Source organism: Thermoplasmatales archaeon (assembly GCA_026127925.1).
GTDB lineage: Archaea > Thermoplasmatota > Thermoplasmata > Thermoplasmatales > Thermoplasmataceae > JAKAYB01.
On record JAJSLM010000003.1, the window covers coordinates 87,276 to 101,858 of the forward strand.

At 37.3% G+C, this 14,583-nt stretch carries 12 protein-coding genes; 5 read left to right on the forward strand and 7 right to left on the reverse strand.

Annotated features, from left to right (window positions below; genetic code table 11):
• Positions 1–201: 201 nt before the first annotated feature.
• A complete protein-coding gene (locus LVQ96_03880) occupies positions 202–1,182 on the reverse strand; it encodes a phosphosulfolactate synthase (protein ID MCW6170292.1) in 981 nt (326 codons plus the stop codon).
• A gap of 138 nt (positions 1,183–1,320) precedes the next feature.
• Between LVQ96_03880 and LVQ96_03885 the strand changes: the two genes are divergently transcribed.
• Together LVQ96_03885 and LVQ96_03890 are read left to right on the forward strand one after the other, a co-directional pair.
• On the forward strand, positions 1,321–2,007 hold the full coding sequence (locus tag LVQ96_03885) for a phosphoadenylyl-sulfate reductase (GenBank protein MCW6170293.1): 687 nt from the start codon (positions 1,321–1,323) through the stop codon (positions 2,005–2,007).
• Positions 1,980–3,101 carry a sulfate adenylyltransferase gene (locus LVQ96_03890; GenBank protein MCW6170294.1) on the forward strand — a complete coding sequence of 374 codons (1,122 nt, stop codon included), beginning with the start codon at positions 1,980–1,982 and terminating at the stop codon, positions 3,099–3,101. Before LVQ96_03885 ends, LVQ96_03890 begins: the two co-directional genes overlap by 28 nt.
• A gap of 72 nt (positions 3,102–3,173) precedes the next feature.
• Here LVQ96_03890 and LVQ96_03895 read toward each other — a convergent pair whose 3' ends face one another.
• The gene (locus LVQ96_03895) at positions 3,174–4,400 is read right to left on the reverse strand and encodes a glycosyltransferase family 4 protein (protein ID MCW6170295.1); all 1,227 of its coding nucleotides are present in this window, start codon (positions 4,398–4,400) and stop codon (positions 3,174–3,176) included.
• Positions 4,401–4,668: 268 nt separating this feature from the next.
• On the opposite strand from LVQ96_03895, the gene LVQ96_03900 reads away from it, so the two are divergent.
• On the forward strand, positions 4,669–5,778 hold the full coding sequence (locus LVQ96_03900) for an RsmD family RNA methyltransferase (GenBank protein MCW6170296.1): 1,110 nt from the start codon (positions 4,669–4,671) through the stop codon (positions 5,776–5,778).
• A gap of 221 nt (positions 5,779–5,999) precedes the next feature.
• On the opposite strand, the gene LVQ96_03905 is transcribed toward LVQ96_03900, so the two are convergent.
• Positions 6,000–6,788, reverse strand: a complete 789-nt coding sequence (locus LVQ96_03905; protein ID MCW6170297.1) for a hypothetical protein — start codon at positions 6,786–6,788, stop codon at positions 6,000–6,002.
• A gap of 659 nt (positions 6,789–7,447) precedes the next feature.
• Here LVQ96_03905 and LVQ96_03910 point away from each other — a divergent pair.
• Entirely contained in the window at positions 7,448–8,188 is a 741-nt protein-coding gene (locus LVQ96_03910) for a glycosyltransferase (GenBank protein ID MCW6170298.1), read from the forward strand.
• Between the two features lie 70 nt (positions 8,189–8,258).
• On the opposite strand, the gene LVQ96_03915 is transcribed toward LVQ96_03910, so the two are convergent.
• The gene (locus tag LVQ96_03915; protein MCW6170299.1) at positions 8,259–8,678 is read right to left on the reverse strand and encodes a glycosyltransferase; all 420 of its coding nucleotides are present in this window, start codon (positions 8,676–8,678) and stop codon (positions 8,259–8,261) included.
• Positions 8,679–9,049: 371 nt separating this feature from the next.
• Here LVQ96_03915 and LVQ96_03920 point away from each other — a divergent pair, with 371 nt between their 5' ends.
• Positions 9,050–10,036, forward strand: a complete 987-nt coding sequence (locus LVQ96_03920; GenBank protein MCW6170300.1) for a glycosyltransferase family 2 protein — start codon at positions 9,050–9,052, stop codon at positions 10,034–10,036.
• 316 nt (positions 10,037–10,352) lie between these two features.
• Here LVQ96_03920 and LVQ96_03925 read toward each other — a convergent pair whose 3' ends face one another.
• From LVQ96_03925 to LVQ96_03935, 3 genes are all read right to left on the reverse strand, one after another.
• Positions 10,353–11,069 (reverse strand): glycosyltransferase, encoded by a 717-nt coding sequence (locus tag LVQ96_03925; GenBank protein ID MCW6170301.1) that lies wholly within the window; start codon positions 11,067–11,069, stop codon positions 10,353–10,355.
• Between the two features lie 449 nt (positions 11,070–11,518).
• Positions 11,519–12,496, reverse strand: coding sequence for a glycosyltransferase family 2 protein (locus LVQ96_03930; protein MCW6170302.1), 978 nt, complete (start codon positions 12,494–12,496; stop codon positions 11,519–11,521).
• 111 nt (positions 12,497–12,607) lie between these two features.
• Complete coding sequence (locus tag LVQ96_03935; protein ID MCW6170303.1) at positions 12,608–14,242, reverse strand: DUF2079 domain-containing protein; 1,635 nt, start codon at positions 14,240–14,242, stop codon at positions 12,608–12,610.
• Positions 14,243–14,583: the final 341 nt, after the last annotated feature.

A 14,583-nucleotide genomic window follows, 5' to 3' on the forward strand; every position in this document is an offset into this window, starting at 1 on the left:
TCATAGATCATATATGCACAAGGAAAAACTCCTCACCAAGGTGCAATTAGATGAAGCAACAGGGCTTCGAGTATAAGTTTGTTTCAATTGCCCAGGGGAATAGTTTATGATTCTTTTCGAAGAGGATACTGCGATCTGTCTTCATGGACAAACACAATAGAAAATTAACAAAGAATATGTCTCCCCTCAGCCTGAGTGTAATCATTGACTCCTTTCGGTTCTCACAGAGTAAACTTTCTTCCTCATATCCTTGAAGTCGTGAGATATTGTCACAACCTCAGTTTCAATTAACTGCTCAAGCGAATTCTGTACGGTTCTCCTGTTAAGTCCGGTTGCGTTCATTATCGATCCCTGTTCCATAGGTCCATAGGTCGAAAGTACGTGCATTACGAACCTGGCAGAAGGTGAAATTTTCAATTTCATCTGGGCAGGGAAGGCGCCAAAAGTGTCACCTCTAAGGCCGAGTCTTTGAGTTTCCAGTGCATAAAAGCTCCCAAAGGATATGTTTCCAAGATTTATATCTGGGCCAAGACGGAGGATTAATTGGGCCTGCTGAAATTCCAGTGGTGCCTCAAACATGAGCTTTCTCCTGTCTATGCTGGAAACGATTCGATCTACCCAGTCCCATTTTATTTCGCCATTGTTGTCGAATATTTCCACACCCTTTCCCGTCTCCCTCCCTTCAATAATGAGTGTGTCAGGATCAAAGTCCAGTGACCTTTCCAGCTTGTAAATGGTTTCTTCAAGCGAGAGTTGGTTACGGGGATTCTTTTTACCTATCTCTATATGCAATCTCATGTCGTTTGAATGTGCAAATTCTGAGATTCGTTTTTTTGCATTTTCTGGCATTTCAATTATGCCTTCGCTAAGCTCGATTGTGTCGAATCCATTCCTTTTAAGCCTGTTCAAAATGTTATCTAAGCGGCCCTTAGAATAAGCTATTTCCAGCGTTGTTCCTCCATTTGAGACAAGAAAATTATGAGCTTTAAGATCTCCGACCCTCTTTACAAGAATGTTTTCGTCGACGATAAGCGAAAGTCCCCATCCAATTTTCACAATTGTATTCTTGCTGTGCTCGGAGTAATAAAGGACCTCAGTAGGGAATGCGAGCCTGTCAATTATCATCGTGACCGTGTCTTTTATTGTTGAACGGTCAATGAAATCGGCAATCGAGGATTTCATGCTCCGATATCTAATAGAACAATATGAAATTTCCTCATACGCTTTGCGAAAATAATAGGAATATATTACACATTGTTTTGGTGATCTTCATGCATGGAAAACGATATTGTTAGGGTCCTGATTAAACGCTGAAAACTAATGGACGAAGATGAAAAATATCTAAGCATAAAACAGCTTTTGGAAAAATCTATGGATAGATTCGACAACAATATAGTTTTTTTATCAAGTTTTGGTGCAGAGGACATGGTAGTACTACATGTCATAGCTTCAGAGGATCTAAATATACCGATCCATACAATAGATACAGGAAGGCTATTCCAGGAGACATATAACCTGATAGAGGACGTCAGAAACAAATACAAAGTACAAGTAAAGATATTCTTTCCGGATAATTCTAAACTTGAGAGTTTTACATCGTTGAAAGGTCCGAATTCATTCTATCTCTCAAGGGAAAACAGACATGAATGCTGTGAAATAAGAAAAGTGGAGCCTTTAGGTCGCGCCATTGAGGGTTATAGTGCCTGGATCACCGGGGTGAGGTCAAACCAAACTGAGGTTCGTAGGTTGATGAACGAAATTGAACCGGATCCATTGCACCACGGGATATACAAGGTAAATCCGTTACTTCTATGGACTTTTCCGGAAGTGGTTTCTTTCCTGCATAAATATGACGTGCCCTATAATCACCTGATAGATCATGGATTTGTCAGCATAGGGTGTGAACCGTGTACAAGGGCCGTAAAACCGGGAGAAGATGAGAGAGCCGGGCGATGGTGGTGGGAAGAGGGAATAAAGGAATGCGGTCTTCATACTGCGAGGGAATAGACTTGAGTAGTGAAGTGAACAGTAAAAAGTCTGCTCTCTTAACTGATTCCGAGAGGAGGTCTAATTCTTTAGAGATTTCAAAATATTTCGCTATGGATGCGGAGAAAATAGGAACAGGGGCCTACAAACCCCTTGGAGGATTCATGGATGAGAACGAAATAAATTCTGTTCTAACTCTTGATCATCTCCCGGATGGAAAAACATGGACGGTGCCCATATTCCTTCACGTGGAGAATGAACAAAATTTTAAGGGAGGAGACGAGATATTTCTCGAATACAGGGGAGAGACGTTTGCAAGTATGCGACTAGAAAGTATTTTTAAACCTGATGTTAGAGATATTGCAAGCAGACTGTATATGACCGAGGATAAAAGTCATCCAGGTGTTAAACAGATGCGTTCATTCAAGGGAAAATTTTTATCAGGCAAACTAACGCTGCTTAGCAGCCTTGAAAGCCTTGGTGGCGATCCTACACCAGAAGAGGTAAAGAAATATTTCAGAGAACAAGGATGGAAAACGATTGCAGGATATCAGACCAGAAACCCACCGCATATCGCGCATGAGTACATTCAAAGAATTGCTCTGGAGATCATGGATGGCCTATTTATAAACCCAGTCGTTGGTGAATTAAAACCTGGCGATTTTGACGAAAACACTATTATGGAATCATACCGTTACATAACTGATAATTTCTACCCCCATGACCGAGTTTTGCTCCGTCCTCTGCACGTTGCAATGCGTTATGCCGGTCCAAAGGCTGCAGCATTTTTCGCCATAATAAGAAGAAATTATGGATGCACGCACTTTTTGATAGGCAGGGATATGGCAGGTGTTGGAAAGTATTATTCACCTTACGCAGCGCAGGAGTTCGTATCTTCGCTTGATCTAGGAATCAACATTATACCGTTCAAAGAAATATATTATTGCAAAAAGTGTGCAACGGTAGTATCAGAGCGTAGTTGCAGGCATGGAATTCCTGAAGAATCTGCACTGAGCATGTCTAGGATTAGGGACATGATAAGAGCAGGGAAGCGCCCTCCAGACGAAGTGATGCGAAAGGAGATAGTGGACATTCTTACCAAAGCTTTACAATAACATTGGTGGATCTCCTGAGCTATTTTAATTTGAAGTAAATATTCATGGCATAGTCGGAAAGGTAACGTAAGATTAGTCTGAGGCCTTACATGGGTATTTTCCTGAGAGAAGATCATCGTATATCTTCAATAGGTTTTTCAAATGGCTATCTGGATTCAGAATTTCCCTAGCGTCTTTATTTCCTTGTTTTCCCATTTTCTCCCGTTCAGAAGCGTGATCCATCATATACTCTATAGCGTCCGCGAGGTTACCTATATCGTACGGCTTCACAAGAATGCCGTTGACGCAATCATGTACAAGTTCTGATACTCCCCCTATATCAGATGCTATAACTGGCTTTACCCTCACCATAGACTCGCCCGCAGATAGCGGTATGTTGTCAAACATAATGGTAGGTATAACCGAAAATTGAATATCAGAATAGAACTGCTCCTTCTCATTTCCAGAAATCTGCCCGAGCATCTCAACGTTCTCTTCCAAGTGATTTTGATCTATGAGACTTTTGACGAATGCAGAATATTTTCCCGTTCCGGCTATGAGCAACTTAAATGATCTCCCTCTTCTTTTCATGAGTTCACACGCTAGGAGCAACTGTTTCATCCCCTTTTCCGGAACTATCCTGCCTATGTAGCCAAAAACTCCATCCTTTCCCAGCTTAGATACATGATCAGGAAATCGGATAAAAGACCTCAACACCTTTGCATTCTCTATGCTGAACGATCTGAGGTACCTGGTGAGGGCTTCGCTTGGAGCAACAAAGAGATTTATGCGCTTAGACAAATGCTTAATAAACTCACGGTAACGCATCATCTCGTATGGTAAATTTACTTCGACCTTGCAACCTGTAAATGCGCACCTTGGTTTTATTCCACCTTCACATATCCTGCCATCTGGTATTACAAGAGTCGAAAGTGGGCAAATGAGATCGGCATCGTGTGCAGTGAAGATTACAGGCCTGTCCATATTTTTAGTAAATTCAGTGATGGATGAATATCCTATCCGGAATCTGTGTAGGTGGATGATGTCCGGATTGAAGGTTTTTTTAACTTCCTCTATGCGGTTGAGTAGGGGTTCGTTAGGAATAGAATCGTTCATGAATCTTCTGATTCTTGAGCTATCGATTTTTATTACTGTGCTCTCCTTTCCATAGTCGAATTTCGTGTTCGAACTTGTAATTTCAATAGTGTATGTATCTACCCTGGTCTTGGCGAGCATACCATTAACTTCCCGGATGTACTGTTCCACTCCTCCAGGAGCATCCGTTCTGGCAGTTATCCTCAAAACTCTGATCGAATCCATCTACGATGAAAGAGATACGAAGTAAATTAATACTACCATGAGTTTTTAAATAATAAAATCGGCAATCGTCACAAATTACCTGGAAAGCCCAAAGAAAGTGAAATAATTTTCGATAACATTAGGCTCTAACGTAAAATTTACTTAAAGCGTTCTAACTTTGACCAAATAGCTATAATGAAGCTTCACGTTATAGCAAGCTCTGATCCCGTTATTAGACAATGCTGAGGATTCACAATATTTAAACGTCCCAGGCTATTACACAATAATAATGCGAAAAAAGAAGTCACGTGATATTCAATCGATCTTGGACCTCGATAACTCACCTATCGTTGCCTCAAGGGAAGACATAGTAAAATCTCTTTCCAGTGTGCTTGATAACAATGATATAGGCGAGATAAGAAGGAAAGTGAAGTGGATAATTTCAAGAATCGAGGAAATCAAACCAGTCTTTAATCAGGACATAGGCCATAATCCCTTAGAAAGCGCATTAGAGGTAAACGTGTCGGATCTGGAACAAGTCGTTAATTCGTTCACTGCGGAGCGAGCCAAGCATTACGTTAAAAGGATAATTAAGGGGATTACGGAGCAGAGAACATCAAAATTCAATGACATTAATCTTAATCGCTGGAAGGAATATGATTACATAATCACTGACAGTTTGTGGACTTTTGACAAACGGGAACGAGGAGAAGGACACAATGCCAAATATTGGGGGAACTTTATTCCTCAGATACCGCATCAGCTGCTTCTGCGATTTACGAAGAGGGGCGATTGGGTTCTCGATCCTTTCATGGGAAGCGGGACAACACTGATTGAGTGCAGGAGACTCGGCCGGAATTCAGTCGGCATCGATCTGGAAGATAAGGCTATTGAGCAGGCTCAGGAAAATCTCAAAAAAACCAAGGATACTTATAGTTCTAAAACTAAGATTATCATGTCAGATAATCTTGACGTGGACTATCTGGCATTAGTCGATGAGTTGGGTATCAAATCATTTCAGTTTGTTTTATTGCATCCTCCGTATTGGGACATAATAAAATTCAGTGAGAATGACAGGAACTTCTCAAACTTTGCCTCTATGGAGCTTTTTCTGGACGGTATGAGTCGATTAGCAAAACTTCTTCGACCGGTGTTAGGGGATGAGAGGTACCTTGCATTGGTTATCGGCGATAAATACAGCGAGGGGAAGTGGGTACCTCTTGGTTTTTATTCCATGCAGAGATTTCTTGATGCGGGATTTGGCTTGAAATCTATAATAGTAAAGAATTATGACATGACGCGAGGAAAAATGAATTCTTCTGAGTTGTGGCGCTACAGGGCTTTAGTAGGCGGTTTCTATGTCTTCAAACATGAATATATTTTCCTGTTTCAAAAATGAACGTGTCATTAATAGCTTCTTGTCATGTGGCAATACTGTGTGATTGGTTAGATACTCTCTGTGACTGGTTAATGCCATAAAGCTTTAATTTTCCACGCCCAAATACAAAACCGATCCTTGTCCCCCCATCAAATATTTTAGGTGGGCTTCAATACATTCCATCGTGTGAATTTGGCCCCATTCTAAGAGGAACATGTGGATAACTTAGCAGGTATTAAGATTCAGGAGTGTATCATTTCTTCAATACTGCTGGCGATTGTCATATTCTTAATTTCGTCTTGTTTAATCTTTAGTATATCCGGTTTTGATAGCCCAACGAATCTTTCCAGAATCTTTGGATACGATCCGTGAACGCTTTCATTGTACGGTTCCCAGTTTGGTTCCTCATCAGGAGAAAATTCTTTTAGATTCTCTCTTATTGATTTATAATCACCATACTCTTCAACAAGTTTATCATTAATAAGATATCCATCATATTGCTTATATATGGCTTTTTCAGATGGCATCACATACTTAAGGTGTATCCCACCAAAGGAATTGAGAACAATTCTCCTAAAATATTTCGGTGGGGAAAATCCTTCAACAAATTTTTTGGAATCTAGATTAGCTGATCTTGGCCTGTAAAGTTCCTTGGTGGTATTCGAGAAGATCCATCCTTCAACATCAATAGGTTTTGTGACGACCTTAGTTAGATCATTATATGGCGTCAAGAGGGGAAAATACGCAACTTTTTTAACTTTTATAGACTTGACAAGATTGATAATTTCACTCAAGCTCCCGGTTCCATTATCTAACGCAACCATGTCTGCGTCCCAATGGACTATGATCTCTTTGCTCGATTCACTCTTGGCTCTTCGTCTAGCCTGAGTTATTCTCATATCTTCGAAAAAGTACTTTATTACGATCTTATCCTTTAGTTTGTTGACAATCATATTATTATATTTGATATAATCAGCATCGTCAGATGAATCTATAATCACAATTTCGTCGGCAAGATGATGTACTGACACAAGAGACTCAAGAAGCCATGGGTCATTTTTGGTGATGATAGTAAAAGAGACACCTTTTTCAAAATAATGGTCATGATAAAGCGATAACGGCAGGTTTGATAGACATATCCTCAAAAAATGCCCTGAAAAAGTTTCTATACGATGTAACCAACTATTGGCCATGAATGAATTGGTTATGACTGTAATACTAAAATAATTTCCGATCTATCAATATTCATAATTTTTAAGAATTATGCTACTAACTTTGCTCGAATTATATCTTGTGTTCTTCAAATGTAGAAGAGAGAGCAAGCATATTCTTCTGGTTATTTCTATACATGTACGGGGTTGCGAAAAATATTGAAACGAAACGAGCTACTTCATAGGTCATTCTATGGTTTTTCCAAAACTGAGAAATGCATTCTATGGGAGATCTATATTACCTCTAAATTATCATGCTCCGCTCTCCAACTTGCCGATATCAGAAAGTGCCATTCCAATTTCATTTTTTCGGTTATACGGTCACTTTCAAAATCAAGCAAATCTTTCTGATGGATGTTTAAAGTACAAAGCAGTTTAAGTCGCGTATTTACCTTGCAGGCTTTGACAAAGGGTATTCCGATGCTCAAAGGCTCACCACACCGTGAAAATATATAAGTAAAAGACATCCATGTTTCGCTATGCCAATTAAGTACTCAATTTGCACTACCAGCTATAGATCAGTCTCGTTAGTTGAAGACTTCATTGATCCGTTGCTTTCTTTAGGTGATAATTACGAAATTGTTGTAGTAGACAACGATTCTGATGATGGAACATTTGAAAAACTGAAAGCATACCCGGAACGGGTATTAGCTATCAGCAAAAAGTGCACAAGAGGAAAAGGGTTTCAAACGGCAATAGATCTCTCACATGGTGAAATAATAATTCATATAGAGTTTGATGTCGGGTACGTGGGTTTATACAGGGCTGTAGAGTACTATGAAAAGTCAGATACGAGTAAAATTTTTTATTACATCATCCCAGGGAAAAAATGTAACGCCACTCTTTACGTCGGCAGAAGAGAACTCTTTAAGAAGGTAGGTAATTTTCCTGACCTCAACTATGCTGAAGATCTTTATTTTAATAAAAAGGCTAATAAACTCAATCTCTTAAAAGTTGTATCACTAGATGTCCCTATCAAATGTTTGGAGATTAAGGGAATGGGCTCCGGAAGTGAAGCAAGGTATGAGAACAACGTATTCAGGCGGATCCAAAGACGAGTAATAGCAACGAGAGACATACTGTTTGTCAATAATATTGGTTACTCCGAACTGATGGTTAAGTATAAACTTAAGGGCTCAAAGGCTATTTTCGTAGGATTACCTGAATACCTGCTCGGAAGACTCTTAAGATTTACAATAAAGGATCCGCCTTTGGACTAATTTAAATTCTTATAGGAACATCTGATTAATGCTCTTTTTAGTTAAACTTATTTCTTTTGGACTTTGTAAGCTAAGGTAACTTATTATTTTTCATTTGATCGAGCACAAATGAATTAATGTGTAATCGGAATTGCTCGAAAGAGTATCTTGCTGTTGAATCTAATATTTGTTTCTGAAAAGCTTGTGTAGTTTTCATTGCCTCATCTAGTACTTGTATCAGTTCTTCATTATTTGAATATCCAAATCCAAATTTCCCCATTCCTATGATATCTATCCAAGGTCCACCTGATTTTGGAACAACAGGAACTAAACCATGTGACATGGCTTCGACAATGCTAATACCAAAATGTTCTTTTCTGTTTGTATGCAAGAAAACTTTAGACGTGAGGAATAGATTTCTTTTTTCTTTGTCTGTCGGACTAGGCACTATATCGACATTGTCCGTCTTTTCTCTGACCAATTTTTTTGTAATATTCCCGATCACCTTCATTTACTGTACCCGCAATTATGAAATTATCATCATACCTTTTGGCCGTTTCTAAAACAGTTTCTAATTTTTTCTCTTTATTTATTCTCTGAAAGGACAATATCACGTTTTCTTTTCTGGAACACGTATTGTGACTTCGAAAACTTGAATGAAACACTTCTATTACTCTATGGATTAAACAAAGTTCTCTAAATAGTGGATTGACTGAATTCTTTGTATATCTGGAGTCAACGATAAATTTGTATACTTGAACATTTTTTTAGTGTTAGTTGGTTTCATTACGTCATAGTTCTGAGCACGAAAATGTCTATTGTATCTACAATTAAGTAAAAAAAATTAATTATGCACGTTCTATAACATACTTAGTTACTCAAATGAAAATTTCAGTTATAGTCACAGCTTACCAAAGAAGGCAATATATCTTGAAAGCCTTACAGTCATTAGAAGAGCAGAACATTTCGAAGGATAAATATGAAGTCATTATAGTTAAGGACTTTGAAGATAAGGATATAGATTCTATTATAGGATCCTTTGGATACAAGAGTATCCTAATGCTAAGTGAAAGTACACTCGGAGAGTTTATTTATTCTGGCATTGTCAATTCTGAGGGTGAGATCATTTGCTTTTTGGATGATGATGATATATTTTCTATGGAAAAATTATCGTTAATTTATGAAAAGTTTTCGGGCAATAACGTTTCTCTTATTAAGAACAACATATTTTTCATAGACACAAGCGAAAATCCCATTAAAGAAGATAAGCTAAAAATAGCGTCTCAAATAGGCATGAGACTGCCCATTATACGCGACGCCGTCATAGCCCCTTCACAGTTTAGAAAACGCTTAGGCTACCTCAGTGATCGAGGTGTGGATTTCAACTTGAGCTCAATGTCTATATTAAGGGGAATAATGAAGGAGGGCGATTTAAAATACCTCAGAGAAAGCGTGGATATTTCCCCGGACACTTTTTTCTTCTTATTGGCTTTGAAATCGGATAAGAGCATCTTAGTGCTAAAGAATAAACTAACCGGTTTTAGAATTCACAAGAGTAGTATATCCAGAAAGATAGGAAATGACATTGAGTCAGCAAGATCTAGAATTGATATTATGGAACATTTAGTCCATCAGTATTGCGGTTTTATTCAATATTTTGGTTGGGATTATAGCGAACATATACAAGCAAGAGTTTATAAGCAAAGAATAGGGATATTGCGGGAAATAAAAAAATATGGTTTTAATGATATAAAAAGCAGAGTCTCTTTGCTAGAAGCATTAAAATTTGCGTTCAAGAACAAAGAAATAATCCTAATCCTTATGATCATATATATCAGTTTACCGATAAGTGAAGGAATGAACAGTTAAGATTCTAGCTAGAAATTCCATTTTCAAATTTTCGTCGACATTTGCAGTTCTATTAAAACGATGTGACAACTAGAAATTAAATTGTGGGAATTATCTCTTCTGGAGGATTGTTTATGATGCAATTAGCACTGCCCAAAACGGAATCTCTTAGGTCGCACGCAATAGTAATCATTGAAATCTGGAATATATCACTCGCATCACATTATAAATGAGAAGTATTTATTATTCTAGGTTTTGTTTTTAGCCCCGGCTATACGTCCATATGGCATGTTCATTTTATTTTTGAAAACATCAAAAGAATACTTTTCTGATTGTGTTAAACCTTTCTCTCTCTAAGGATGTTACTAGAGTTTAGTGCTTCTTTCACTCCATTAAAATAAGAATCAACATCAAAAGGATCTATATATATTGCAGCATCTCCACTTATTTCTCTCAAAACTGGTATATCGGAGGCAACAACAGGAAGCCTTGCTCTCAACGCTTCCGATACCGGTAGTCCTTGGCCTTCTTCAAGGCTCGGAAACAAAAGTACATCGCAAGCGTTATAGATTTTATTTAGAGTAACATCATCAATACCGTTGAAATTTATGCTGTCTCCAATGCCCTCACCAACCCTGACAATCCTATATTTGGTGTCCATCCTTTTACTCAATTCCCTAGTTAACTTCAGATTTTTTCTTAAAACATTAGTAGAAACGCTGAGTAATAATACTTTATCAGTTGGAAGATTAAGTTCCCTTCTTAATTTTTCTTTTGCTTCAGTAAGTTCCTTGAAAATATTGGAAATAGGATGGTGTATTGTTTCGATCTTTCCTCTATATCCATATCTTATGAGTGAATTCTTGACATAATCAGTGTTAGTAGTAATGTATGGAGACCTTAGACAGTTGGGATCGAAAATGAATTTTCCGAGTATTCTATGTAGCTTTTGAATTCTTATGTTGTCATTGCCGTTAAAATAAAGGTCGGTTTTGAAAAGTGAAAATGGATTATCGTGCACTGTAAAAAGTGTTTTGGCTTCATAGTTAAACATAACATCCCTCTGGGACGCATAGTGAAATATGGTGTGATCTGTATCTAGACCCTTAAGATAATTGGTCAAATCGCTATGGGCATATCTTGGAAATAAAACATTCAAAAAACTCTTAGAAAACTTACCATAGAAATCAGTGCCTGAATGAGATTCGATCTATTTTACTCTATTATCTACAACATTGATCTGCGTTGAAGCACCAACTTCAGACAAGAAGGTTACATACCGATAAATGGCAGTGTGAGGATGCCAAAAGTTAATTATTACGTGCTGAAAATTTTTAACGTAAGTTTCCATGGATTCCAAATATTCAAAGTAGATAAAAAAAATTCCTGACTAGTGATTAGAGCGTTAATTTCGTGGAACGATTAATGAGAATGATGCAAAGCATTGTGGAACAATTATATACAATAGATAAGTTCATATAATATGTTAGCACATTTTAAAGATCAAACATGATAAATCAATTTAATTATCGCCCTTCTTAAGAAAGTGGGTGAGCTCAAAACTGCAATCCTTGGAATTTCATAAATATCGTGTTCCTTGAGATATAGCTTGTAATCTTCCAATCCAATGCTATATTTTTTAGTTAAACTCCAAAAATTATAGGCAATTTTTAGATTCGTTAATCTCGTTTTTAGATAATTGGCGAATAATGAGCCGTTGGACATTTTTGCCATTCTGTTGTGCGCGACTAAACTTTTTTCAATAAATTCCAACTTTTTTTGCAAAAGCGAATCAAAATTATTGCGTATAAGGGCGCTGGTTTGATTTTCATGGAGTCTGTAATAGGTTAATTTACGATTGTCTATATACATACTTTTGTCAGATAATAAAGCGCATAGATATAGGAATCTATCAATGTTGGTCTCTGGCAACTCAATCTGTTTTTCGCTCTGATTAAGCCAGGGCTCGATTATATTCTTCCGGACTGAAATGGAAGAATTGTTTTCATAAGCTAGCATATGTTCAAGCCAGTATATTTTTTTGAGTTTGTCGGAATTTTTTATCAACAACGTCGTTTGGTTGGGTGGAGTAACTGTCTTTTCCTTGAACACTCGGCCTGCCATAAAAGGCTCAAAATTATTGTGATAATAAGAAATTTCAGTATTTTTAAAAGTTTCATTAACTATTTTCAATTTATCCGGTTCGAAGAGATCGTCGTCAAGAAACGATAAAATTTGGCCGCTTGCATTTCGTAATCCGAATTCAAGGAAAAAATGCTCAGATCCGTCTTTCGTAAAGTACTTTATATTGTGTTTATCAAGAAATTTGTCTATACCCTTGTCGTGAAAGTTCTTTACGACAAGTATTTCATAATATTGCTTTGGGAGCGTCTGATTTAAGGCGCTGCTAACAGCGTCAATCAGAAATTCTTTTCTATTGTAGCATGTTATTAACACTGTAATAAGGGGCTTATCGGGCATTCTTAAGAGAGGATAACAAGAAGCCTATTAATTGCTTTTACTGTATTCTCCTTAACTAAATCTTATCATTACTATCGGAGGTTAGTTTTCTTCTAAAAATTTCGCTTATTATTAATCTACAATTAGTGTAGGGCCAGAATAGTTTAACTTGTAGACAATAACTGAAGAAGGTCCGAATGATCTCATTAAAATCCCATAGTGTGATATAAATGTTGTATTTGAAGCAAGTGAATTTAAGCTGGGATATCCTGCATTCGACCATCCATTTCCTGGTTGATTCACAAGGTACTCAAACTTATAATCACAAATCATATTTTTAAAGTAAGCTCCGCTAATGAATGCGTCAGCGTACGCATTCTTGTCATTCGAAAAGACTGGGAAGATGTTGTTTGTAGTTAATAAGTAAGGTTGGCCATTACCTATTTCTTTCTGCAAAAGGAACGCAGTTTTTGATCCTACGTCATAATGGTAAGATGGGAAATTAGCCATGGTTCCATGCTGAACAAACATTGAAGGCGGTGCAAGTGGTGTCATAGGAAATTCGAAAATTGTCCCTGCCAATATCAAAACTATAAACAGTGCAATTGCTCTCCCGGGAGTTAGTATTTTACCTATTCGGTGTTTGCTGAGCCTTTCAATCGTCCTAGAAATTGCGAAAGCCGTTATTACAAAAACGAATGGAATTAACATAGCGCTGTACTGGTATCCAAGTTGATAATAGGATAAGTAAAAAGAAAAGTAAGAGTAAACAAAATAAGGTATGGTTGTTATCAACAGTACCGGATCAAGAAAACAAATAAAGCCCGTTCCAGCAAAAGCATAGAACGCAAAACCAATTTTATAATGATAATTTGAAAATAGGTACCCTGCTATAACTTTCGGATTTGTAAAAAGCAAAGTAATCAGTCCAGAGAGACTATGAGATGGTGAGGATGAAACAGCAACATAAGTTGGATGTAGCTGGAAGCTTCCAGTTGCTATAAACACTTTAACTGAAGGAGCAAGTATGAAATATAAAATTGCAGTAGCGATGAGAGATAGAAGCAGTACTTTTGTGTTAAAGGAAAGTGAAGTATTAAGATAGGAAATCTTAGCTCTGGTTCCCTTTCTGTCTCTCATAATTATCCAAAGTTGAGAAAGGAGAATGAAGATGACCATGATCACAAAGGCGGAATGAAGTGCAACTATTAGCGCCAGAGTTATGCCTTCAGACAGCCACCGTTTTCTTAAGAACAAATAGTACGAGAGTGGAACAAGAAAAATTAAGAAAGGCATAAGATGAAAGTCAAAACTTAGTGGACTCTCTGTGTATGGAGAAAGCAGATACGCAGTAGAAAGAATTACAGAAACAATACCTGTCACGTTTGGGTTAACATTAAAACGTCTTTTCATTAATTCGGTCGAAAGCAAAAATAATGGAATAGCCGAAAAACCAATTACAAAGCTCTGCAGTATCAATAAGGTTTCTGGGGAAGGGAAGAAATAGTAAATGGGATAAATCAGAAACACGATTGGTGAAAAATGTTCGGCAAGATAGCTCTCGCCCAAAAGTGACGTGTAGAAGAACTCACCATGCATAGTAGTCGCATAGATTTGTGCCTCTAAACCTAAATCGAATGCAGATGCGTTCAGCGATAGATACTTCGTCACGGTATAAAAAGAAAAAATGATCGAGAAGATTAACGAAATCGAAATGGTGGTGTAAAGGTAAGGATTCTTTGAAATGTGAAATTTAAGATCTCCCATAATAGGTACTTTCCACGTAAGTTTTGAAATACATAGGACAATGTTGTTTATATTTTTGCCTATACGCTCCTCTTACGATTTATATAAGATACAAATTTAAAACACGAATTTAAAACGTGGGTATTACCAGTGTTATAGGTTTATTCCCGTCGAGTGCTATTTACATCGTAAAAGCATGCACACTTGAAATCATTATCCAACTTCTCTTTGAAGTAGGTTAACTTAATCCGCAGACAACTCATTTCTTTTGAGAATTCTCTGTAATGAAATATTATGAAGACACGCGTTCGGTTTAAATTTTGTAGATTTTAAGCAGAAATTATTATATTGTGAATCCTATA

What these genes read in the sequence shown, in the direction of transcription:
- LVQ96_03915 (MCW6170299.1), bottom strand. Translation starts at nt 8,678, where the DNA reads ATGAAGGTGATCGGGAATATTACAAAAAAATTGGTCAGAGAAAAGACG.
- LVQ96_03890 (MCW6170294.1), top strand. Translation starts at nt 1,980, where the DNA reads ATGCGGTCTTCATACTGCGAGGGAATAGACTTGAGTAGTGAAGTGAAC.
- LVQ96_03935 (MCW6170303.1), bottom strand. Translation starts at nt 14,242, where the DNA reads ATGGGAGATCTTAAATTTCACATTTCAAAGAATCCTTACCTTTACACC.
- LVQ96_03930 (MCW6170302.1), bottom strand. Translation starts at nt 12,496, where the DNA reads ATGCCCGATAAGCCCCTTATTACAGTGTTAATAACATGCTACAATAGA.
- LVQ96_03885 (MCW6170293.1), top strand. Translation starts at nt 1,321, where the DNA reads ATGGACGAAGATGAAAAATATCTAAGCATAAAACAGCTTTTGGAAAAA.
- LVQ96_03880 (MCW6170292.1), bottom strand. Translation starts at nt 1,182, where the DNA reads ATGAAATCCTCGATTGCCGATTTCATTGACCGTTCAACAATAAAAGAC.
- LVQ96_03910 (MCW6170298.1), top strand. Translation starts at nt 7,448, where the DNA reads ATGCCAATTAAGTACTCAATTTGCACTACCAGCTATAGATCAGTCTCG.
- LVQ96_03925 (MCW6170301.1), bottom strand. Translation starts at nt 11,069, where the DNA reads ATGTTTAACTATGAAGCCAAAACACTTTTTACAGTGCACGATAATCCA.
- LVQ96_03895 (MCW6170295.1), bottom strand. Translation starts at nt 4,400, where the DNA reads ATGGATTCGATCAGAGTTTTGAGGATAACTGCCAGAACGGATGCTCCT.
- LVQ96_03900 (MCW6170296.1), top strand. Translation starts at nt 4,669, where the DNA reads ATGCGAAAAAAGAAGTCACGTGATATTCAATCGATCTTGGACCTCGAT.
- LVQ96_03920 (MCW6170300.1), top strand. Translation starts at nt 9,050, where the DNA reads ATGAAAATTTCAGTTATAGTCACAGCTTACCAAAGAAGGCAATATATC.